Origin of the sequence: Roseivivax lentus, assembly GCF_900156805.1 — a bacterium.
GTDB classification, from domain to species: domain Bacteria; phylum Pseudomonadota; class Alphaproteobacteria; order Rhodobacterales; family Rhodobacteraceae; genus Roseivivax; species Roseivivax lentus.
In genome coordinates, this window is sequence record NZ_FTOQ01000022.1 from 19,739 (window position 1) to 40,435 (window position 20,697).

Annotated in this window: 19 protein-coding genes; 12 read left to right on the forward strand and 7 right to left on the reverse strand. The window is 65.2% G+C overall.

The window, feature by feature from the left end; all coding sequences use genetic code 11:
* Positions 1–195: 195 nt before the first annotated feature.
* The 3 genes from BW990_RS19380 to BW990_RS21975 form a co-directional block, all read right to left on the reverse strand.
* Positions 196–2,679 carry a sulfotransferase family protein gene (locus BW990_RS19380; RefSeq protein WP_076450873.1) on the reverse strand — a complete coding sequence of 828 codons (2,484 nt, stop codon included), beginning with the start codon at positions 2,677–2,679 and terminating at the stop codon, positions 196–198.
* A 98-nt stretch (positions 2,680–2,777) separates the two neighbouring features.
* Positions 2,778–3,650 carry a CE1 family esterase gene (locus BW990_RS19385; RefSeq protein WP_159441695.1) on the reverse strand — a complete coding sequence of 291 codons (873 nt, stop codon included), beginning with the start codon at positions 3,648–3,650 and terminating at the stop codon, positions 2,778–2,780.
* Positions 3,651–3,902: 252 nt separating this feature from the next.
* Entirely contained in the window at positions 3,903–4,151 is a 249-nt protein-coding gene (locus BW990_RS21975; RefSeq protein ID WP_159441696.1) for a hypothetical protein, read from the reverse strand.
* Positions 4,152–4,157: 6 nt separating this feature from the next.
* Here BW990_RS21975 and BW990_RS19395 point away from each other — a divergent pair, with 6 nt between their 5' ends.
* Together BW990_RS19395 and BW990_RS19400 are read left to right on the forward strand one after the other, a co-directional pair.
* Positions 4,158–4,742 carry a hypothetical protein gene (locus BW990_RS19395; RefSeq protein WP_076450879.1) on the forward strand — a complete coding sequence of 195 codons (585 nt, stop codon included), beginning with the start codon at positions 4,158–4,160 and terminating at the stop codon, positions 4,740–4,742.
* A 191-nt stretch (positions 4,743–4,933) separates the two neighbouring features.
* Positions 4,934–5,722 (forward strand): SDR family NAD(P)-dependent oxidoreductase, encoded by a 789-nt coding sequence (locus BW990_RS19400; RefSeq protein WP_076450881.1) that lies wholly within the window; start codon positions 4,934–4,936, stop codon positions 5,720–5,722.
* A 9-nt stretch (positions 5,723–5,731) separates the two neighbouring features.
* Here BW990_RS19400 and BW990_RS21155 read toward each other — a convergent pair whose 3' ends face one another.
* Together BW990_RS21155 and BW990_RS19410 are read right to left on the reverse strand one after the other, a co-directional pair.
* Positions 5,732–7,417 carry an NAD-dependent epimerase/dehydratase family protein gene (locus BW990_RS21155; protein WP_159441697.1) on the reverse strand — a complete coding sequence of 562 codons (1,686 nt, stop codon included), beginning with the start codon at positions 7,415–7,417 and terminating at the stop codon, positions 5,732–5,734.
* 115 nt (positions 7,418–7,532) lie between these two features.
* Positions 7,533–8,702, reverse strand: coding sequence for an NAD-dependent epimerase/dehydratase family protein (locus BW990_RS19410; RefSeq protein ID WP_234990318.1), 1,170 nt, complete (start codon positions 8,700–8,702; stop codon positions 7,533–7,535).
* Positions 8,703–8,872: 170 nt separating this feature from the next.
* On the opposite strand from BW990_RS19410, the gene pcaC reads away from it, so the two are divergent.
* From pcaC to BW990_RS19430, 4 genes are read left to right on the forward strand one after another with little or no spacing between them, the layout of a single operon-like run.
* A complete protein-coding gene (gene pcaC / locus BW990_RS19415; protein ID WP_076450926.1) occupies positions 8,873–9,256 on the forward strand; it encodes a 4-carboxymuconolactone decarboxylase in 384 nt (127 codons plus the stop codon).
* Positions 9,249–9,974 carry a protocatechuate 3,4-dioxygenase subunit beta gene (gene pcaH, locus BW990_RS19420; protein ID WP_076450886.1) on the forward strand — a complete coding sequence of 242 codons (726 nt, stop codon included), beginning with the start codon at positions 9,249–9,251 and terminating at the stop codon, positions 9,972–9,974. The genes pcaC and pcaH overlap by 8 nt, the downstream gene beginning before the upstream one ends.
* Before the next feature lie 3 nt (positions 9,975–9,977).
* Entirely contained in the window at positions 9,978–10,577 is a 600-nt protein-coding gene (pcaG, locus tag BW990_RS19425; protein WP_076450888.1) for a protocatechuate 3,4-dioxygenase subunit alpha, read from the forward strand.
* Positions 10,570–11,415 carry a 3-oxoadipate:acetyl-CoA acetyltransferase gene (locus BW990_RS19430; RefSeq protein WP_076450890.1) on the forward strand — a complete coding sequence of 282 codons (846 nt, stop codon included), beginning with the start codon at positions 10,570–10,572 and terminating at the stop codon, positions 11,413–11,415. The genes pcaG and BW990_RS19430 overlap by 8 nt, the downstream gene beginning before the upstream one ends.
* Before the next feature lie 26 nt (positions 11,416–11,441).
* Here the strand turns inward: BW990_RS19430 and BW990_RS19435 are convergent, their stop codons facing one another.
* Entirely contained in the window at positions 11,442–12,101 is a 660-nt protein-coding gene (locus BW990_RS19435; protein WP_076450892.1) for a biliverdin-producing heme oxygenase, read from the reverse strand.
* Positions 12,098–14,347, reverse strand: coding sequence for an ATP-binding protein (locus tag BW990_RS19440; RefSeq protein WP_076450895.1), 2,250 nt, complete (start codon positions 14,345–14,347; stop codon positions 12,098–12,100). The genes BW990_RS19435 and BW990_RS19440 overlap by 4 nt, the downstream gene beginning before the upstream one ends.
* A gap of 212 nt (positions 14,348–14,559) precedes the next feature.
* Between BW990_RS19440 and BW990_RS19445 the strand changes: the two genes are divergently transcribed.
* The 6 genes from BW990_RS19445 to BW990_RS19470 all read left to right on the forward strand — a co-directional run bounded on the left by BW990_RS19445 (position 14,560) and on the right by BW990_RS19470 (position 20,688).
* Positions 14,560–15,594 (forward strand): LacI family DNA-binding transcriptional regulator, encoded by a 1,035-nt coding sequence (locus tag BW990_RS19445; RefSeq protein ID WP_076450898.1) that lies wholly within the window; start codon positions 14,560–14,562, stop codon positions 15,592–15,594.
* A 126-nt stretch (positions 15,595–15,720) separates the two neighbouring features.
* Positions 15,721–17,037: an ABC transporter substrate-binding protein gene (locus BW990_RS19450; RefSeq protein ID WP_076450900.1), complete on the forward strand. Its 1,317-nt coding sequence runs from the start codon at positions 15,721–15,723 to the stop codon at positions 17,035–17,037.
* A gap of 114 nt (positions 17,038–17,151) precedes the next feature.
* Positions 17,152–18,018, forward strand: coding sequence for a carbohydrate ABC transporter permease (locus BW990_RS19455; protein ID WP_076450903.1), 867 nt, complete (start codon positions 17,152–17,154; stop codon positions 18,016–18,018).
* 13 nt (positions 18,019–18,031) lie between these two features.
* On the forward strand, positions 18,032–18,862 hold the full coding sequence (locus BW990_RS19460; protein WP_076450906.1) for a carbohydrate ABC transporter permease: 831 nt from the start codon (positions 18,032–18,034) through the stop codon (positions 18,860–18,862).
* A 51-nt stretch (positions 18,863–18,913) separates the two neighbouring features.
* The gene (locus tag BW990_RS19465; protein ID WP_076450909.1) at positions 18,914–19,918 is read left to right on the forward strand and encodes an ABC transporter ATP-binding protein; all 1,005 of its coding nucleotides are present in this window, start codon (positions 18,914–18,916) and stop codon (positions 19,916–19,918) included.
* Positions 19,915–20,688, forward strand: a complete 774-nt coding sequence (locus tag BW990_RS19470) for an L-iditol 2-dehydrogenase (protein ID WP_076450910.1) — start codon at positions 19,915–19,917, stop codon at positions 20,686–20,688. Before BW990_RS19465 ends, BW990_RS19470 begins: the two co-directional genes overlap by 4 nt.
* Positions 20,689–20,697 lie beyond the last annotated feature (9 nt).

The following is a 20,697-nucleotide window of genomic DNA, read 5'->3' on the forward strand; positions in this document are numbered from 1 at the left end:
GCAAAAACTGAATAATCTGTGTCCTAGCTTATCCGCCCGGCCTGCGCCCTGTCCATAAACCTGGGTTAGAATCTCTCATGCTGAACATCGCAGCGGTGAAAATTGCCGCGATGCGGCGCGTTGCAGCAACACATTGCCCGTGCATGGGCTACCCATTTTGGAAACGTTAGCCTGCCATACACGCCAATTCCGGTCTCAGCGGAAGATCGAGAGCCCGTGCATCATCATCCCCATCACGAGACCGGACTGCGTATGGCCGCCTTCGGTAACGGAAAACAATGCGGGCTGCGCGAAGCTGCGCGCGCCGGGCAAGGCGGCTCCTTCCTGATCGACACGAAGCGCATGACCCCAGAGCGGCACAACGCGAAGCTCCGGCTCTGTCCGGACCTCCAACGCAGTAAGGAACGGAAAGGAGCGCATGGACGATGCCTCCCAGACCGCGAGAGCCACATAGGCGACGAAGTTCCGGTCGCCGCGGTCGCGGGCGATGGTGATCGGGGAGGAAAACTCTGCCGTGGTCGCTTTGCTGGCAATCTCCGGCACCAAGCAATCGAGTGGGGACAGCACAAGGTCGGGCACGATCTCGCCCTCCCGCATCGTGGCCTGCGCAAAGATCATCATCGCAAAGCGATGACATGCGAGAAGCGTGTCGGTGAGCTGGTCGATGGCCGGTGCCGCAGTAACTTTTGGGTCGTCGGGATGAAAGGCCACGCAACGCCATTGCCGGACCAGCCGGTCGCCCTCGTCCCGAGTGGCGGTGAATTGATAGACCGCACCGTCCTCAGACGGGCCGATATCTTCCGGAAAGGAGTTGCAGAACACCACGAGCTTGCCGTCCTCGCGCAGCCGCGAGACTGGCGAGCCGCCCACCCTACCGTCGCCCACGGCCCCGATCACCTGGTGGGCGGGCATCGTGTCCAAGGTGATTCGTTCCGGCAGTTGCTCGATCCGGCTGTCCGCCGTGCCCGAAACCTGTAGGCGCAACAGACTGGTCGGCAAGGCGTCGGAGAATGACACATCGACGTGGGTGGCGAACTTGCCCTGAAAATAGGCGTGATCGCCATGCAGCACGATCGACTGGCGCACCTTAAAAAAGCCCGGGATCCAGTCTCCGGCGTGATAAAGCCGGGTCGAGAGGTCCCGGATATCGAGCGTCGCACCGGTCAATGGGTCGAGTTTGCCGACATAGCCGTTGCGACTTCCGTAAACCAAGGCATTGTCGCGGCTGTAGCGCAGGCAGCGCGGAGTGCCGTGGTCGCGTGCGGCAGCGCCGAACACCGAAACGATGTCGCACGTCGGCCTGCGCCAGATCACCTTGCCGTCCAGATCGAGACACACAATCTCGACGCGATTTCCGGCGTATATGCAGCGCCGCGTCCGACCATTCTCGAAGATCAGTCGCACCAGTAACAGCCCCCCGAGAAAGCGCCCCGGCAGGCCGTCCGACGGCATCGGCAATAGGTCCAGTTCGGATTGCCAGAGAACCTCGCCAGATTTCAGGTCGATCCCTTCGAGCGCAGGCTCCTGCGCGCTGTCGAACACCGCCACCGCGTAATCCGATGCTGTGAACGCCCCGAAATTGCCGCCGCCATAGCTTGGCTCGGGCTTATGTTGCACCGAATTGACCCGGCGCAGCGGCGGGAGCCCGACGCAGGAATTATCCAGAAGCGAGCCATGGGCCATCGGGAAGCCCTCGCCGTCGGGCTCGATTGCGGTCAGCTTGCCCCAGCTCCCGTCGAAGCCCTCAGGCAGCGCAGGCGCGGGCATCGGGTCGTCGGTATAGCCGAATCTCCGGGCGCGGTGGATGACTTCGGGCGTGAAGCCTTCCATGTCTCCCCGCCACGGTAGGCGCGCCGAGAGCGGAACCTTGGGTGGCGTGAAGGGACGTAGCTCGGGGCTTTCTAGAAAGCCCGGATCGTTCCCGAGTTCGGCATTATATGGCCCCGGCGTCGCGAAGGGCGAACGTTCGGGATGTAGCATTGCCTCGATGGCAGCGTCAGAATCATCGATCTCCAGCCAAAGTGCGATTTTCCGCAAGACCCTCCGCGGGTCGGCCAGTAGGTCCTCGCCCCGGATAGTGCGATGGCTGTCGGGCGACAGTGATGCAAAGAAGCGGTCGATCCGGTCGTGGATATCCAGCCAGTGAAACTGCGGATCGAGCGTCGGCGGATTGGTGCACTGGTCCCACGCGCTGCCGCCCCAAGCGCGCAGACCAGCCAGATACCAGCCCGTCGCAACGATGGACTTGCCGTTGGAATAGGGGTGCCGCGCGATCCGCAGGTATTTCGCCCCGGTCGAGATCTGCGGCAGCCGCGCCAGAGAGGTGTCGGTCATAACGTGCAGCGGGCTCTTGTCGACGAGCCTGCGGGGATGGACCAGCCGCTCGGCATGATCGTAAAGCTGCCCGGTGGTCATATGGCCCCGCGCCTGCAGCCAGCGGTCGACATCGTCGACGGCTGCGGCCGTCTGCACCCCGTGATGCAGGTAGGCGAGCATCCGCAGAACCCCTGCCCGGAACGCCGTCATTCCCGGCAAGGTGTTGTACCACCGGCCTACCGTGTCGGAGGTCGCGAGGTTGGTTTCAGGCAGGCCGAATAACTCGGGATGCTGTCCGATCATCGACCCGATCACAGAGGTGAATGAGCGCCCTGGACCCAGAATGAAAATTGGCTCGCGCATCGTATCCGCCTGAAATATCTTAATAAAAAAACTGACCAACGGAGAGGTCACGAATTTGTCACCTCAGCTCCTCTGCACCGCCAACCAGTGTCGACGCCTCACCTGTACTTTTCGAAAAAGCGGATCATATGCTGACCGCCATTCAAATCGGATCGGGCCGGGCCGAGACCGCGGCGTTCTCCGAAGCCGCTCGCTTCCGATCCGGGCCAATAATGGCCTTGGCCGGGATAGATGCAGAAGAGCGTTTGACTGCCATTTCGGCACCCGCTGTATTCGGTACATTGCGCCCGGGAAATGAAGTTGCTTGGCTGGCTTCGCGCACAGCCGTTCATCTGGGACCACCACTGGATATTGTTCAGCACCGAAACCCGCGTGCCCGCCGATGCAATCGAGCTTTCTCCGCCCTCGAGGGGAGCGACGGCATCGAGTTCCCCGTGCAAGTGCAAAAGCGGCACCGAGCGCGCCGGGCTGCAAGTGCTCGTCGAGAGCCTCGGTGCCCCGGCATAGACCGAGAAGGCAGCCAGTCGCTCGGGCACGTCGCAGGCCAGCCGGTAGGCCATCAGTGCACCGTTCGAATAGCCTGCGACGAACATCTTGCTCTGCGTCGGGACCATCGTTCCGATCTGGTCGGCCAATCGCGTGAGGAAGCCCACATCGTCGATATTGCGCGCTTGTGCCCGACCACAGCATTCGCGCGCATTCCAGCTGCGGCGAAACCCGTCGGGATAGACGAAGACGAAGTTTTCGGAGCCGGGCTGCAGATGGAGTCGGCTGATCCGGGCCATATCCTCGCCGGTGGCGAAACCGGGATGCAGGACCATCACCACCGGCCAGCGATCCCTCGCGGACGGCACGTCAGGCAGATAAACAGTCGCGGTGCGGTTCATCGATCCGATGCGCATGCTGACTTCGGTCTTCTGCCAGGCGGAGGCGGTCGTCCCCGCAGTCAGCAGGCTCAGGGCGAGAAGCATCGGGGTCGCCCGGTTCAGGGAGGTGGCGAAGGACCGGGTTGCGGCGGCTATCAACTGTCGAAACATGCGTATTCCCTTTTCGAGCCGTATGGGGCGGAGCACGTCCGCCGCGCTTATTCAGACACAAACGGAAGCGCCTACGCGCATCAAGGTCTAATAGTTAACTCGGCGAATACCGAGCGCCGAAATCACGTTTCGACGAACGCAAATGGTTCGATGTCGCGCAAATCTCACCGGCGGCAGCGCACAAACTCAATTGTCGAGCGTGCCGTCGATGATCTGATCCTCGAAGTCGCTCGGCCGTCCGCGAGCACCAAAGCGGGGAGCTTGGGCCGAGCCGCCGGGAGCGACATCCTGACCAGCTGCCGGTTCGCCTGGGCTCGCTGCCGGGCCCTCGTTGCCCATCGCCATCCGCTGTCCGGCCATCAAACCCATGAGAAACGCGCGCCGCATCAATGGGTCGGCGCCAGGCGCGGCTTGACCCGCACCTGCCAGCGCCATGCCGCGTTGCCCAGCCGCGCCCATCGCGCCGCCCTGACCGCCAAACGCGCCGCCGCCAAACTGACCGCCGGCACCGGGACCACGACCCGCTCCCTGCTGGCCGCCGAAACGCCCCGCGCCCATCGAACTGCCTTGGCCGCCGAACGCGCCGCCATCGAACTGACCGCCGGCGCCGGGGCCGCGACCGGCTCCCTGCTGGCTGCCGAAACGCCCCGCGCCCGTCGCGCCGCCTTGGCCGCCAAACGCACCGCCGCCGAACTGACCGCCGGCGCCGGGACCACGACCCGCTCCCTGCTGGCCGCCGAAACGCCCCGCACCCATCGCGCCACCTTGGCCGCCGACCGCGCCGCCGCCGAACTGACCGCCGGCGCCGGGACCGCGACCGGCTCCCTGCTGACCGCCGAAGCGCCCCGCGCCTATCGCGCCGCCTTGGCCGCCAACGCGCCCGCCGCTGTCCGCGGAACGATTGTCGAAGCCGACAAAGCCGGCACCCGCATTGCCCTGTCGCAAGGCCTCTCGGTCGAAGTTCCGGTCTCCGGCTTTCGTCTGAGTGGGATTTTCGTCGGCCATGTCCTGCTCCGCTGCGTGTAATAACGGCCCAGTCCTAACAATTCTATGGCGCAATGAGCATGCTAAATTTGCATACCGCACTTCTTTTCGCCGCCGCACGCGCGCGGAACGCGCCTCCGGCTCGGAGCAGGGCCCCTTGATCATCCCTGCGTTCCATATGAGAAACCATTTCTCAGCGATCAAACGCGCATTCCAGGCAGGAAGTCGAATACATGAAGCCTTTTCTCACGGGCCGTGTCGTTCTGGTTACCGGCGCCAGCAAGGGCCTCGGTGCAGGCACAGCGCGGGTCATGGCGCGGGCCGGAGCCCATGTGGTGGCCACCGCGCGCGATGGCGACGCCCTCAATGCGGTCGTCGCGGACATCCGCAGCGAAGGGGCGCAGGCGGTCGCGATCCCCGCGGATCTTTCCGAAGATGCCTCGGTGGCGGCTCTGGTCGCGGCCACTACGCAAGCGGGGGGCAGGATCGACGCGTTGGTGAATATCGCTGGTCTAGCCGACGGGATCGGCACAAAGCTGTGGAATATACCGGTCGATACCGTGGAAAGGCTGAACGCCACCAACATCACGGGCGTATTTAATGTTCTGCGGCACGTGGTGCCGGTCATGCAGACGCAGCATGGCGGACGCTTGCTGTTCCTGTCCTCGCCAGCGACCTTCAACCCGCAACCGGAAACCGGAGCCTATGCCGCGACAAAGGCTGCTGTGAACCAGATCGTGCAAACGCTGGCGCTGGAATTGAATGGCAGCGGAGTGACAGTCAACGCGTTCAATCCGGGGCCTGTCGACACGCCACTTTACGGCCAGATTTCCAGCGTGCTGAGCCGCGGCGGCATGAGCCCGGCGGGACGCCCGCCGGAACTCGCCGCGCAATTGCTGTTGTGGCTCTGCGCGCCCGAAACCGCCACGTTGAACGGCGAGTTCGTCCAGTGGGACAATCCCAACACCCTCGCGGCGATGGACGATTTCCAGCGCAGCTACCATGTCAGCCCGCGCGGCTGACCGGGCGGCCTAGGCCATTTCCACCAGCGCCTCGCTCACCGACCAAAGATACGCCCCGGCCTCGCGGTTGGCAGTAGCGGGGGCGATATCGCTCAGTGAATCTTGGTCGACATAGATCCCCGTCAGTCCGCTCAGTTTCGGATCGATCAGCATGCTGGCCACGTAGGTCCCGGCCTTTTCGGGCGAGATCATGCGGTTGCGAGCCCGGTTCATCGCCGCGAGCTCAGGGCGGTCCTTGGCACCCTCGCGGTTCAGGATCTCGGTGCGAACCATGCCGGGGCTGATCGTCGCGACGCGCGGACCCTCGGGGCCCAGGCGATCCGCCAAAGCATTGGAGAACATCATGTTGGCGAATTTCGCCCGGGCATAGGCTTCGAGTGGCTGATAATTCCGGCTCGAGAAGAGATCCGAGAAATCCAGCCCGGATCGGCGGTGGATTTCCGAACTGAGATTGACGATATGCCCCTCCGCAGGGATCGCATCGACAAGCAGTTTCGTTAGCAGGAAGGGGGCTAGGTAGTTAACCACGAAAGTGGCCTCGTAGCCGTCGGCGGTGGTCTTTCGCGCGGCAAAGACGGCACCCGCATTGTTGATCAGGGCGTCCACCCGGGCATGGCGCGCCAGGATCGTATCAGCCAATTTGCGCACCTCTGACATCGCCGACAGATCGGCGGCGATGAACTCGCCCGGCATGCAGCTTGGCCGTTCCTCCAATTCCGAAAGCAATTCGGCCCCCGCCGTGGCATTCCGGCCCACTGCCACCACATGGGCCCCGCAGCGCGACAGTATCACCGCCAGTTCCCGCCCGATGCCGGAGGTCGCGCCGGTCACCACACAGACCTTGCCGGCAAGCGGACGCGAGCGGCTCTCGAGCGCGGCGATCACCGCGGGTACTTTCGGGGTGTTGTCGGGCACCAGCCCGTCGGCGCGCAGGCCGAAAACGATCTCTTGCGCGCATTCAGCGAGCCCTATCCAGGCCGATCGCCGCGGTCGAAAATCCAGAAGACGGCTGGCCTTGTCAGTGGCCAGAACTGGCTGCTCGAGCGGGTATTCCGGGCGCACACGGTCGTCGGTCGGGTCCTCTTCTGACAAGAGACGGCCGAGCCGTTGGAGCTCGTATGCAAGAACATCGGGGCCAATCCCCATCGGGTCCGCGATGTTGAAGACATGACCGCCCGCGGCGGGCACGCGAGCAGCGGCGATCAAAGCGCTCGACAAATCGTCGGGATGAAGCCGCTGCAGCGGCAGCGGTGCAGCGGCGGCAGTGCCTTCGAACATGATCGCGCGCAAAGGGGCCAGTGCCGCCGGATCGGTCCGGTCGTAGAGGTCCGGCACCCGCAGGATCACCCGTTCGGTCGCGGTCGTCGCACCCGCCTGGAAAGCCTGCTCGGCCCCGAGCGCGATGCGCGCGGCTTCAGGCACGCCGTCCTCGTCTCGATACAGCGGTGCGGTTTCACGCACAGGACCGCGGCTGCCCGCCGCGTCGGCATAGACCTCTGCGCTCGACAACAGCACGGCCCGAGAGACGCCCGCGGCTTCGGCGGCGGCCAGCCGTTGACGGATCCGGTCCTCCCGCGCAGCACGGGGCAGATCGGCGTGGAGTTCCAGAACGAAAAGCACATCGGCATCGCGCAACCGGGCCTTGAGCGCGGCGGCGTCGCCCACCTCCGCGACGCCCGTATCCAGCGCCTCCACTTCCCAGCGCATTTGGGCCAGGGCGTCGGCCAGCCGGGCCCCGATCCCGCATCCCGCATTCGTTATTATGCCCTTCATTGCATCCCTCCGAGTGTCGCGTGCAGGCTCGCTGTGTTCATTCGACCGGCATGTAGGCCGGGAAGTTGACCGAGGTGGACGCGTAGAATTCCAACCGCCCCAGGATTTCCTGAATGCAGTTCTTGGCCGTCATGCGCGGACGCCATCCGGCGGCGCGCAGCTTTGCGGGATAGAACTTCGGCACGCCGACATTGTGGCGCGCGGCGAGCTCGGCATAGGGATTGTCCTCGCGCCCGACATTCATGATTTCCCACATCAGCGACAACACGTCATAGGCGGTGATCGGCTCTTCGCCAGCGACCAATATAGACTGATTGCGCAGGTCGGGATGGTCGGCGGCCAGGAGTGCCGCCGTGCCTATATCGGTGCCGTGGGTCCATTGCATCGTGTCCCACATCCGACGCAGCCCGTCGGCGGCCTCGGGATTGCGGATTAGCTGGGTCACGAGATTGTCGACGAAGGGGCTCTTGCGGCCGGAGATGATCGAGGGGCGCAGCATCGCGAAATCGAAGGCCCCGGTTTCGGCCGCCTCAAACACCGCGTCTTCGGCCCGGATGAGGCTTTCGCCCAAGGCCTGTTGGGAGGGGTTGCCGTGCGCTTCGCGCTGCGCGTCGTCGGTCAGCGGCCAGAGATTCGGCATCCGGTGCGGCACGTAGACATTGTTCGACGAAACCATGACGAAGCGCGAGACCGCGCCGCGGCATGCCTTCACCAGGTTGCGCGTGCCGCGCGCATTCACGTGCTCCAACATGTCCGGATCAATGGCCGGCGGCGGGCTGATGAGCGCGGTGTGGAAGACCAGCTCGATCCCATCGAGCGCCTCGTCCAGCGCATCGCGATCTGCCAGATCGCCCGGGACCATCTCGATCCGGTCGCGATAATTGATGCGGTGCATCGAGTCGGGCAGCGTGAAGACGCGGACGTCGTGATCGGTTCGCATCAACGCTTCCAGCACATATTGACCGACGGCACCGGTCGGGCCGGTCACCAAAACTTTCATCTCAAATTCCTCAGCCGCGCCTCCGGAAACCGCGGCCACTTGGGCAGATCCGGCTATCGAGTGCAACCGTTGACTTGCAGTCTGCATCTCTCTTGGAGGCAAGCGCGGCATGGACGCGCGCGGCGGCGACGGATCGTTCTCGGCGAGCGCTCGGAAAATCCGTATTGCCCGCGCAGCGGCGTTTGGACAGACCTCCAGGCGGCGCATCTCGTTGTCCCGTCCGAATTGTGCATGCGAGCCAAGCGCCGAGCCGGGGCCGTCTTTGCGGGGCTGCAGCGCGCTTCTATGGCCCGCTGCGCGACCGCCCGCGCCGCGTCGCCGCAGTTGGCAATTCGCCGGCGGCCCGATATGACCTTAAGGAAAGAGAGGTGGTCAGGGTGAGCGAGCGATACGAGACCGGAATGCGCGTCCGCCGTCAGGTTCTGGGCGATGCCCATGTGGACCGCGCGGAGGCCGAGAAGACCCCGCTCGACGCGGCGTTCCAGAGCCTCATCACCGAAAGCGCCTGGGGCACGGTCTGGGCCTCCGACGCGATCAGCCTGCGCGAGCGGTCGATGCTGACCCTGGCGCTTCTGGCCGCCACCGGAAACTTCGAGGAAATCCCCATGCACATCCGCGCCACGGCCCGCACCGGCGCCACCCGCGAGGACGTGATGGAGGTCTTCCAGCATGTCGCGATCTATGCCGGGGTGCCGCGCGCAAACCACGCGCTGAAGCTGGCCCGGGCGACCTATGCGGAGATGGAGCGCGGCGATGAGTGACGCGCCCTTTGTCGCCCGGGACCGGGCCTGGCACCCGCCGGCGCTGAGCCCGGCCTACCGGACCTCTGTCAGCCGCTCGCCCCGGCACGCGCCGATCAGCTTTCCCCAGACCCTGTCGGAAACCACGGGGCCAGTCTTCGGGCACGATCTGCCGGGACCGCGCGACAATGACCTGATCCACAATTTCGCGGCCCCCGGCGCGGCCGCGATCGGGCCGCGCATCATCGTGCATGGCCGGGTGACCGAAGAGACGGGGCGCCCGGTGCCCGGTGCCCTTCTGGAGGTCTGGCAGGCCAATGCGGGCGGGCGGTACCGGCACCGCAAGGAGGGCTATATCGCGCCGCTCGATCCGAATTTCGGCGGCTGCGGGCGCGTGATCACCGACGCGGACGGCGCCTATCACCTGCGCACCGTGCAGCCCGGCGCCTATCCCTGGCCCAATGGCGGCAACGATTGGCGCCCCGCCCATATCCACTTTTCCGTCTTCGGGTCGGGCTTCGGCCAGCGGCTCATCACCCAGATGTATTTCGAGGGCGATCCGCTGATCTGGCGCTGCCCCATCTTGCAGGCGATCCCGTCGGAGGCGGCGGTGAAGACGCTGATCGCGACGCTCGACATGCGGGCGTCGGTGCCGATGGATTGCCTCGCCTATCGCTTCGACATCGTCCTGCGCGGGCGGCGCCAGACCCTGTTTGAGAACCGCATGGAGGGGGGCTGAGCGATGTCCGGCGCCGCTGATCGACCCGCCGATCTCAAGGAAAGCCCGAGCCAGACGGCCGGGCCCTACGTGCATATCGGCTGCCTGCCGAACCATGCGGGCCTCGGCGGACCCTGGGCCGAGGATCTGGGCGCCCGGCCCTTCGCCGACGACGCGCCGGGCACGCGGGTGGTTGTGACGGGTTGCCTCCTCGACGGCACCGGCACGCCGCTGCGCGACGCCATGGTGGAGATCTGGCAGGCCGATGCGGCGGGGCGCTATGCAGGCGGCGGCGCGGCGGGCTTCGCGCGCCGGGCCAGCGATGCCGAGACCGGGCTGTGGCGGCTCGAGACCATCAAGCCGGGTGCCGTGCCAGGCCCCGATGGCCGCATCCAGGCGCCGCATCTGACGCTCTGGATCGTGGCGCGCGGCATCAATCTGGGGCTCCATACGCGGATGTATTTCCCCGACGAAACCGCCGCCAACGCCGCCGATCCGGTGCTGGGGCGGATCGAGCAGACGGCGCGCGCCCGGACGCTTGTCGCCGAGGCCCGGGGCGACGGCGTCTACCATTTCGATATCCACCTCCAGGGCGAGAAAGAGACGGTGTTCTTCGATGTCTGATGTCAGCGGCAAACCCTGCATTCTCTGCGTGGCGATCACCGGCTCGGTGCCCACCAAGGCCGACAATCCCGCGGTGCCGATCACCGTCACCGAGCAGGTCGAATCGACCCAGGAGGCGTTCGAGCTGGGCGCGGCGATCTGCCATGCCCATGTGCGCAACGACGACGGCACGCCGTCTTCGGACCCCGACCGTTTCGCGGCGCTGAAGGAGGGTCTGGAGAAGCATTGCCCGGGTATGATCATCCAGTTCTCGACCGGCGGTCGGTCAGGGGCCGGGCAGGCGCGCGGCGGCATGCTGCCGCTGCGGCCGGACATGGCCTCGCTCTCGGTGGGCTCGAACAATTTCCCCACGCGAGTCTATGAGAACCCGCCGGACCTGGTGGCGTGGCTCTCCGACGAGATGCGGAAATACGCGGTCACGCCCGAGATCGAGGCCTTCGATCTGAGCCATATCCTGCAGGCCATCCGCATGCACGAGGCGGGCCTGCTGCATGGCCGGCTATACGTGCAGTTCGTGATGGGCGTGAAGAACGCCATGCCCGCGGATCGCGAGGTGTTCGACTTCTACGTGCGGATGATGCGGACCCGCGCCCCCGAGGCGGCCTGGTGTGCCGCGGGGATCGGGCCGAACCAGGTGGTGGTGAACGAATGGGCGATCGCGGCGGGGGGCCATACCCGTGCGGGGCTCGAGGATAATATCCGGCTCGACCGGGACACGCTGGCGCCGTCGAACGCCGCGCTGATCGCGCGGGCGGTGGATCTCTGCGCCAGATACGAGCGCCCGGTGGCCAGCCCCGCCGAGGCACGCGCGATCTTGGGACTGGCGCCCGCCGCCTGAGGCGCGTGGCGCGTCAGGGGCATGGCTCATCGGCCGGGGCCGGCCTCTTCGCGGGCGGACAGGCGCCGCGGGGTGATGGGCGTGGCGGCGGACACATCCGCGTGCGGGCCCGTGCAGATGGCCGTCATCACGCGACCGAAGGCCGCGAAGGTCTGATCCGCCGCCGAGACCAGCGCAACATATCCCTCCGCCGCCTGCCCGTGTCGGTCCAGCTCGCCCGTCAGGGCCGCCCAGAGCCGACGGTCGTGCCCCGCGCCGAAGAAGTGCCGCGGCGCCTGCGGCAGCGCCGCCGCGATATCGCGGTCGATCAGCGCCGCGCCGAAACGGGCGCCGTGCAGGACATAAAGCGCCCCCAGCGCCGCGCGCGGCGTCTCGGGCATCGGCAGCGGCAGTCCCGGCGGCAGGCGCAGGGAGGCCTGCAGGCCGCGCAGATCGGCCCGGAGCGCGGCCAGTCCGCGGTCGAGCGACAGCGGCTCGAACACGCACAGGCTGCGGCGTCGCTGCTCCACCGCCTCGAAGAAGACCAGATAGCCGCGCAGGAGCATCGCGTATTCGGACAACGTCAGGTCGGGGGCCTGCAGGCGGCAAAGCCAGGGATGGACATGCAGCGCCTCATGCGCGGCGCGCGTGGCGGCGGCGATCCGGGCCCGCACCGTGCCGCGATCCCGACCGTCGGGGCCGCTCATGCCGCATGCTCCGCCCGGACCGGGTTCGGCAGCGAGACGACGAACCGCGCGCCGCCGGAATAGGCGGTGTCGAGCGATATCTTCCCGCCATGCTGCTGCACGATCCGTTCGCAGATCGACAGGCCCAGCCCGGAGCCCTCGATCTTGCTTTGCGGATGCAGGCGTTGCATCGCCTGGAACACCCGCTTGGCGTATTCCTCGGGGATGCCGATGCCGTTGTCGCACACCTCGACGCTCTGGAACCCCGCCGGGCCTTCGGTCGGACCGATGCGGACCCGGGGCGCGCGGTCGGGATCGCGGTATTTCAGCGCGTTGCTGCCGAGGTTGAGAAACAGCCGCATCAGCAGATGGAGGTTGCCGCGCACAAGCGGCATCTGCGCGATTTCGAAATCGGCCTCCGCCTCCTCGATCTGGACGCCCAGCAGGTCGCGGGCGTCGCGCGCCGCGCGCGTGGGATCGACATCGGTGAAGCTGTGCTTCTGTCCGGTGACCATCTCGAGTTCCAGCAGCCCCGAGGTCAAATCCGTGAGGCGCGCGGCGTAGATCTTGGCCATGGCGTGGTTCTCGCGCACCGCCTCGGGTTCGAACCCGTCCTCGTGCATGAAGGAGAGCGCGTTGCTGATCCCGCGCAGCGGCGCGCGCAGGTCATGGGCGGCGGTCGCCGCGAATTTCTTCAGCGTGGCGTTTTCATCCTTCAGCAGCAGTTGCGCGGTGACGATGTCGAGGAATTCCTTGAAGATTTCCCGCGCGCTTTCCAGCTCGTCGGGCATCCAGGGCTTGCTTTCCTCGCAATGCTCCTCTTCCCAGCGGGCGAAGCTTTGCCGCGGCAGAAGCTGCGCGACGGGATCGGCGTCGGGCACGATCACGGCGGCCTTGCGCGGCTTGCCCGCCCAGGCGACCTTCTGGGTGATCGGGCCGCGGAACCAGATCAGCTGGCAGACCCGGTGGGTGGCGATCGGCTGGATCAGCACGCCGCAGGCGGTGTCCATGTGATCGCGCGCAGGCGGAAAATCGCGGTGGAACGCCGTGGTCTGGAACTGGTCGGACGTCTCGCGCTGCTTGATCGCCCATTGGATCATCTCGCGGATGATGTCGGGCGGCGGGGTCCGACCGGAAAAATGCAGGTTGCTGCCGTATTGGAACGCGAAGCCGTCGGCATCGAGGAATTCCTGCAGGACCGGGACCAGCGTGGCGACCACATCCTCCACCTCGCCGGAATTGCGCAGGGCCGCGGCGAAGGCGTTCTCGATCCGGCGCAACTCGGTGATCTTGTCGGCGATCTTGGTGCGTTCGTGCTGGTCGTGGCGCAGCATCAGCGCGGTGCCGATCTCGTGTATGAGGCTCCAGGAATCGAAGGGGACGATGCCCGGCTCGGTGTGATGCGCGGCGATCAGGCCCCAAAGCGCGCCGCGATGCATCAGCGAGCACCCGAAGGAGGCCTGCAGACCCATGTTGCGCAGATACGCGGTATGCATCCGCGAGACCGACCGCGACACCGCCCAGGTCAGGTCGATGGGGCCGCCGGTGCGGTGCAGCACCCGGATCGGGATGGCGTCGTCGAACACGGAGCCGATCGCGCGGTAGGGCACCATGGTCATGATCTCGCGCACCTGCTTGGGGATATCGCCGGCGGGAAAATGCAGCCCGAGATAGGAATCCACCTCCGGCACGCGGCTTTCGGCGATGGTCTCGCCGGACCAGTCGGGCAGGAAGCGGTAGATCTTGACGCGCGCAAAGCCGGTCAAGCTGCGCACCGCGTCCACGGCGATCTGCATCGCGTCCTCGAAACTGTCGGAATGCAGGATCTGCGCGCTGGTCTTGCCGACGAGGCGCATATTGGTGCGCGACACGCGCGGCGACGGCATGTTGTTGGGCAGGAACTCGATGATTCGCAGCCCGGCATGGCAATGGGTGACGGTGTCGAAGCTGACACCCTCGCGCGTCACGATATAATCCAGCACCTCATGCAGAAGCTGCGGGCCGTTGCTGAGCAGCGCGAGTTCCCTGTGCAGCTCCGGATCGAGGTCGGCGAGCGTCATCGACATCATCGCCTCGGGCGCAACTCCTAGAAAATCCGAAATATTTTCCGACGCGGCCACCACGCGATAGCTGTCCTGATCGAGCGCGATCAGCGCACCGATATTCTGGATCATGCCGGAGAAATGGATCTGTTCGCTGTCGCAATTGTCGAGCGTCGTGCGATCCGTGCGGGTGAAGAATTCCGACAGGGATTTCGGTGCATTCATGATTCGTTCGCCGTTTTTCCTAACAACCTTCCGGCCAAACAAGCGCCACAAGTCTTAAGATCTGGCGAAACACGGCCCTCCGCGGCCCGTCGCGCCCGGAATCGCGCCGCCCGCCCCCGGCACAGCACTTCTCCGACATGGCGCCGAAAAATCCTTTGCGCGCGTAAAGAAATCAGCAATACTTTGAAAAAGATTTCCGCCCGGGAGCCGGCATGAGCCACATCAAACTGCGCAACATGGAGGAATTCGCCACGGCGAGCGGCATCTCGCGGCCGACCCTGTCGAAGTATTTCAACGACCCCGACAGCGTGCGGCCCTCGACGCGCGCGCGGATCGAAGCGGCGCTCGAGACCTACGATTACCGCCCGAATATCTACGCGGTGAACCAGAACCGCAAACTGACCAAGAATGTCGGCATCGTGGTGCCGTTCCTGGCCGATCCGTTCTTCGCCGAGATCGCCCGCAACATCGAGGAACGCTGCCTCGAGGCCGGTTTCCAGCCCTCGCTCTTCAGCCCCTATGGCAAGCCCGAGGTGGAAAACGCGATCCTCGACAACCTGCGCGCGATGAAGCCCGCGGGCGTGCTTCTGGCGCCGCTGGGACGGCGCAGTTCGGACCGCAAGATCATCGAGGATTTCTGCCGCGACGTGCCCACGATCCTGTTCGACAGCAATATCGAGGGCCTGGGCGAGGCCTTCGTCGGGTCGGACAATGCGAGCTTCGTCGCGCAGACGGTGGATTACCTGCACCGCACCGGCGACGCGCCGTGTTTCTTCGAGATGGCGCAACCCGCCAACCCCAACGCCGTGCGCCGCCGGGACGCCTATGTGGCGAAGATGATCGAGATCGGGCTGACCCCGCATGTGCTGCAGGCCGAGGGCACCGGCTGGGCCTTCGAGGAAATCGGCAAGCGGGGCGCGCTGAAGCTTCTGCGCGCGAATGCGCTGCCCACCCGGACCGTGCTCTGTTCGAACGACCGGCTGGCGATCGGGTTTCTGTCGGCCTGCTACGATCTGGGGCTGAAGGTCGGACACGGCGCCGATTGCGACCTGCGGGTCGCCTCGAACGACGATCATCCCTATGCGCGCTATACCTGCCCCGCCCTGACCACCGCCGCGCATGATTACGAAGCTGTCTCGCGCCTCGCGGTGGAGATGTTGCTGAAACTGATTCTTTCCGGCGGCATGCTGGAGAAGCGCACCGAAACGCTGGTTCCGGCACGGCTCGTGCTGCGGCAATCGGCTTGAAGGACCGGAAATATACGAATGGAACCAATGACCTGACACCAAAATTATCGCGCGTAAATTTTTGATTGACCGCGCGATAGAAAGTAGCTCATGATCGTCAAGCATTCACCAAGGGAGGACATCCGGATGCCCATCAAGAACGCACTTCGTGCGGCCACGGCGCTCGGCCTTTTGACGGCCACCGGCGCATTCGCCGAATCTCACAGCCCCACCATTACCATCGCGACCGTGAATAATGGCGACATGATCCGCATGCAGGGCTATACCGACACCTTCACCGAGCAGACCGGCATCAATGTCGAGTGGGTCACGCTCGAGGAGAACGTGCTGCGCCAGCGTGTCACCACCGACATCACCACCAAGGGTGGCCAGTTCGACATCACCACGATCGGCATGTACGAAGCGCCAATCTGGGGCGCCAACGGCTGGCTCGTGCCGCTGGACGACCTGTCCGCGGAATACGACGTCGACGACATCCTCCCGGCCATGCGCTCGGGCCTCAGCCATGACGGCACGCTGTACGCGGCACCGTTCTACGGCGAATCCTCCATGATCATGTATCGCACCGACCTGATGGAAGCAGCGGGCCTCGAAATGCCCGACGCACCCACCTGGGAATTCATCCGCGAAGCGGCTGCAGCGATGACCGACCGCGACGCCGACATCAACGGCATCTGCCTGCGCGGCAAGGCCGGCTGGGGTGAAGGCGGTGCCTTCATCAACACCATGGCCAACTCCTTCGGCGCGCGTCCGGTCAACGAAAACTGGGAGCCGCAGCTCGACAGCGAGGCATGGGCCGAGACGCTCACCTTCTTCACCGAGATGATGGCGGAATCCGGCCCCACGGGCTACGCCACCAACGGCTTCAACGAGAACCTGTCGCTGTTCCAGCAGGGCAAGTGCGGCATGTGGATCGACGCGACCGTCGCGGCCTCTTTCGTGACCAACCCCAACGATTCCGAAGTGGCCGACAGCGTGGGCTTCGCGCTGGCGCCGAACAAGGACGGTGTCGACAAGAAGGCCAACTGGCTCTGGGCCTGGGCACTCGCCATCCCGGCGGGCACCGCGCAGGAAGATGCGGCCAAGCAGTTCATCGAGTGGGCCACCTCGAAGGATTACATCGAGCTCGTCGCCGAGAACGAAGGCTGGGCAAACGTGCCCCCGGGTGCGCGCACCTCGCTTTACGAGACGGCCGAGTATCAGGAAGTGCCCTTCGCGCAGAAGACGCTCGACTCGATCAACGCCGCCGATCCCAACAACCCGACCGTCGAGCCGGTGCCCTATACCGGTATCCAGTTCGCCGCGATCCCGGAATGGGCCGGCATGTGGGGCCAGGTGAGCCAGGAATTCTCGGCTGCCTATGCAGGTCAGCAGTCGATCGAGGAAGCGCTCGAAAAAGGTCAGGCCATCATGACCGAAGAACTGGAAGCCGCGGGTTACTAAACCCGGCACTTCCCGGGGGTGGGCGGCCTTCCGCCCCCCCTTCCCCAGCGTGACCAGTATCACCGTTGTTTTTCCTCACGGGTACATTCCGCCCGAACAGAGAGGTCTTGCGTCATGGCTACCCAACATTCCCGATCCGCCGCGCGCTTCATGATGGCCCCAGCCGTTATCCTGCTTCTGGGCTGGATGCTGGTGCCGCTGACGATGACGCTTTACTTCTCGTTCAAGAGCTATCTGCCGCTCAGGGGTGGCGATCTGGGCTGGACGGGCTTTGACAACTACGTCCGCTTCGTCACGTCGAGCGCCTTCTGGCCGTCGGTGATCACCACACTGGTGATCGTGGGGGGTGTGCTCGTCATCACCGTCTGCCTGGGCATCCTTCTGGCCATGCTTCTCGACCAGCCGATGTGGGGCCAAGGCATCGTCCGTATCCTCGTCATCGCGCCCTTCTTCGTCATGCCGACCGTTTCGGCACTGGTGTGGAAGAACATGTTCATGGATCCCACGAACGGGCTCTTGTCGCATCTGTGGCGCTTTTTCGGGGCCGAACCGGTCGCGTGGCTTTCGGAGGTGCCGACCACATCCATCGTGATGATCGTGTCCTGGCAATGGCTGCCTTTCGCGACGCTGATCCTGTTGACCGCGATCCAGTCGCTCGACAGCGAGCAGCTGGAGGCCGCCGAGATGGACGGAGCGCCGCATCTCAGCCGGTTCTTCTACATCATCCTGCCGCACCTTGCGCGGGCCATCACCATCGTGGTGCTGATCCAGACGATCTTTCTACTGTCGATCTTCGCCGAGATTTTCGTGACCACTGGCGGGGCCTTCGGGACCCGGACCCTGACCTACCTGATCTACCAGCGCGTGCTGGAAAGCCAGAATGTCGGCCTCGGGTCTGCCGGGGGTGTCTACGCCATCATTCTCGCCAATATCGTTGCCATCTTCCTGATGCGCATCGTCGGCAAGAACATGGACGCGTGAGGAGGACCTGACCATGGCACGTGCCGTCACATCACAACGCAAGGCGATCAATACCGCCATCGCCTGGACCATCGGGTTCCTGATCTTCTTCCCGATCCTCTGGACCATCCTGACCTCGTTCAAGACCGAGGGCACCGCGATCGCCGATCCGCCCGTGTTCCTGTTCTTCGACTGGACGCTGGAGAATTACGCGGTCGTGCAGGAACGCTCAAACTACATGCGGTTCCTGTGGAACTCGGTCATCATCGCGGGCGGCTCCACGCTCTTGGGTGTGATCGTCGCGGTGCCTGCCGCCTGGGCCATGGCCTTCGTGCCCTCGCGGCGGACCAAGGACATCCTGCTGTGGATGCTCTCGACGAAGATGTTGCCCGCGGTCGGCGTGCTCTACCCGATCTACCTGATCTGCATCGAGTTGGGCGTGCTCGACAACCGTGCGGCGCTGGTGATCATCCTGATGCTCATCAACCTGCCGATCATCGTCTGGATGCTCTATACCTACTTCCGCGAAATCCCGGGCGAGATCCTGGAAGCCGCGCGGATGGACGGGGCGAGCCTGCGCAACGAGATCCTTTACGTGCTGACGCCGATGGCGATCCCGGGCATCGCCTCGACAGTGCTTCTGAACTTCATCCTCGCCTGGAACGAGGCGTTCTGGACGCTGAACCTGACCGCCGTCGATGCGGCGCCGCTCACCGCCTTCATCGCCAGCTATTCCAGCCCCGAGGGTCTGTTCTTCGCCAAGCTCAGCGCGGCCTCGACCATGGCCATCGCGCCGATCCTCATCCTCGGCTGGTTCAGCCAGAAGCAACTCGTCCGCGGCCTGACCTTCGGCGCCGTCAAGTAACGAAGCACGCGCGCTCGAGTAGCGAAGCGGTAGCGCAAAAAGGAAGAACACATGGGACGCATCACACTCAACAAGGTGGTCAAGCGCTTCGGCGAGGTGGAGGTCATCCCGCCCTTGGACCTGACCATCGAGGACGGCGAATTCACGGTCTTCGTGGGCCCCTCGGGCTGCGGCAAGTCCACGCTGCTGCGGCTGATCGCGGGGCTGGAGGATGTGAGCTCGGGCGATATTACCATCGACGGCACGCCGGCGACGGACCTGCCGCCCGCCAAGCGCGGCCTTGCGATGGTGTTCCAGTCCTACGCGCTTTACCCGCACATGTCGGTGCGCAAGAACATCGCCTTCCCGATGAAGATGGCGGGGCTCAGCCAGGAAGAGCAGGAGGCGCGGATCAAGAAGGCCGCCGACGCGCTGAACCTGACCGATTACCTCGACCGGCGGCCCGGCCAGCTGTCGGGCGGCCAGCGCCAGCGCGTGGCCATCGGGCGCGCCATCGTCCGAGAGCCCTCCGCCTTCCTCTTCGACGAGCCGCTGTCGAACCTCGATGCGGCGCTGCGGGTGGGAATGCGGCTCGAGATCTCGGAGCTGCATGAACGGCTGAAGACCACGATGATCTACGTCACCCACGACCAGGTCGAGGCGATGACCATGGCTGACAAGATCGTGGTGCTGCGCGCGGGCCATATCGAGCAGGTCGGCAGCCCGCTCGAGCTTTACCGCAACCCGCGCAACCTCTTCGTCGCGGGCTTCATCGGCTCGCCCAAGATGAACCTCATTCCGGGCGCGCCCGCGGCCAAGCACGACGCCACCCATATCGGCATCCGGCCCGAGCATTTCCGCATCGTCGAGAGCGGCGGCACCTTCACCGGCAAGGTCATCGTGTCCGAACATCTGGGCTCCGACACCTTCTTCCACGTCGATGTGGAGGGCGTCGAGGAGGCCGTGACCATCCGCGCCGGCGGCGAGGTCGGGCTGCGCCACGGCGACAAGATCCATATCGAACCCGAGGAGGGGCAAATCCACCGCTTCGACGCGCAGGGCCTACGCATCGCATGAGGCGGCTGGAGGGCAAATCCGCGCTGATCACCGGCGCCGCCCGCGGCATCGGCAAGGAATTCGCCCGGGCCTATGTCAACGAGGGCGCGCGCGTGGCGATCGGGGATATCAACGAGGACGCCGCGCGCGAAGCCGCCGAAGAGATCGGCCCGGGCGCCTATGTCGTTCCGCTCGACGTGACGCGGCAGGAAAGCATCGACGCCGCCGTCGCGGGCGTGGTGGCGGAGGCGGGCAAGCTCGACATCCTCATCAACAACGCGGCCCTCTTCGATGCCGCCGAGACGGTGGACATCACCCGTGACAGCTATGACCGGCTATACGCGGTGAACGTCGAGGGCACGCTCTTCACCATGCAGGCGGCGGCCCGGCAGATGATCGCGCAGGGTGAGGGCGGCAAGATCATCAACATGGCGAGCCAGGCCGGGCGGCGCGGAGAGCCCCTGGTGCTGGTCTATTGCTCGACCAAGGCGGCGGTGATCTCGATGACGCAATCGGCCGGGCTGAACCTGATCCAGCACGGCATCAACGTGAACGCCATCGCGCCCGGAGTGGTGGACGGCGAGCATTGGGTGCATGTGGACAGCATGTTCGCCAAGCTCGAGGGCAAGAAACCCGGCCAGAAGAAGGCCGAGGTCGAGGCCGGCGTGCCCGCGGGCCGCTTCGCGGTGCCCGCCGATCTGACCGGAATGGCGGTTTTTCTCGCCTCGTCCGAGGCCGATTACATCGTCTCGCAGACCTATAACGTGGATGGCGGCCAGTGGATGAGCTGAAGACGGAGG

Excerpts from the sequence above, each read along its gene's own strand:
- BW990_RS19380 (WP_076450873.1), bottom strand. The coding sequence starts at position 2,679 with ATGCGCGAGCCAATTTTCATTCTGGGTCCAGGGCGCTCATTCACCTCT.
- BW990_RS19465 (WP_076450909.1), top strand. The coding sequence starts at position 18,914 with ATGGGACGCATCACACTCAACAAGGTGGTCAAGCGCTTCGGCGAGGTG.
- BW990_RS19385 (WP_159441695.1), bottom strand. The coding sequence starts at position 3,650 with ATGCTTCTCGCCCTGAGCCTGCTGACTGCGGGGACGACCGCCTCCGCC.
- BW990_RS19400 (WP_076450881.1), top strand. The coding sequence starts at position 4,934 with ATGAAGCCTTTTCTCACGGGCCGTGTCGTTCTGGTTACCGGCGCCAGC.
- BW990_RS21975 (WP_159441696.1), bottom strand. The coding sequence starts at position 4,151 with ATGGCGCTGGCAGGTGCGGGTCAAGCCGCGCCTGGCGCCGACCCATTG.
- BW990_RS19455 (WP_076450903.1), top strand. The coding sequence starts at position 17,152 with ATGGCTACCCAACATTCCCGATCCGCCGCGCGCTTCATGATGGCCCCA.
- BW990_RS19430 (WP_076450890.1), top strand. The coding sequence starts at position 10,570 with ATGTCTGATGTCAGCGGCAAACCCTGCATTCTCTGCGTGGCGATCACC.
- pcaG (WP_076450888.1), top strand. The coding sequence starts at position 9,978 with ATGTCCGGCGCCGCTGATCGACCCGCCGATCTCAAGGAAAGCCCGAGC.
- BW990_RS19435 (WP_076450892.1), bottom strand. The coding sequence starts at position 12,101 with ATGAGCGGCCCCGACGGTCGGGATCGCGGCACGGTGCGGGCCCGGATC.
- BW990_RS19450 (WP_076450900.1), top strand. The coding sequence starts at position 15,721 with ATGCCCATCAAGAACGCACTTCGTGCGGCCACGGCGCTCGGCCTTTTG.
- BW990_RS19445 (WP_076450898.1), top strand. The coding sequence starts at position 14,560 with ATGAGCCACATCAAACTGCGCAACATGGAGGAATTCGCCACGGCGAGC.
- BW990_RS19470 (WP_076450910.1), top strand. The coding sequence starts at position 19,915 with ATGAGGCGGCTGGAGGGCAAATCCGCGCTGATCACCGGCGCCGCCCGC.
- pcaH (WP_076450886.1), top strand. The coding sequence starts at position 9,249 with ATGAGTGACGCGCCCTTTGTCGCCCGGGACCGGGCCTGGCACCCGCCG.
- BW990_RS19410 (WP_234990318.1), bottom strand. The coding sequence starts at position 8,702 with ATGCGCCGCCTGGAGGTCTGTCCAAACGCCGCTGCGCGGGCAATACGG.
- BW990_RS19460 (WP_076450906.1), top strand. The coding sequence starts at position 18,032 with ATGGCACGTGCCGTCACATCACAACGCAAGGCGATCAATACCGCCATC.
- BW990_RS19440 (WP_076450895.1), bottom strand. The coding sequence starts at position 14,347 with ATGAATGCACCGAAATCCCTGTCGGAATTCTTCACCCGCACGGATCGC.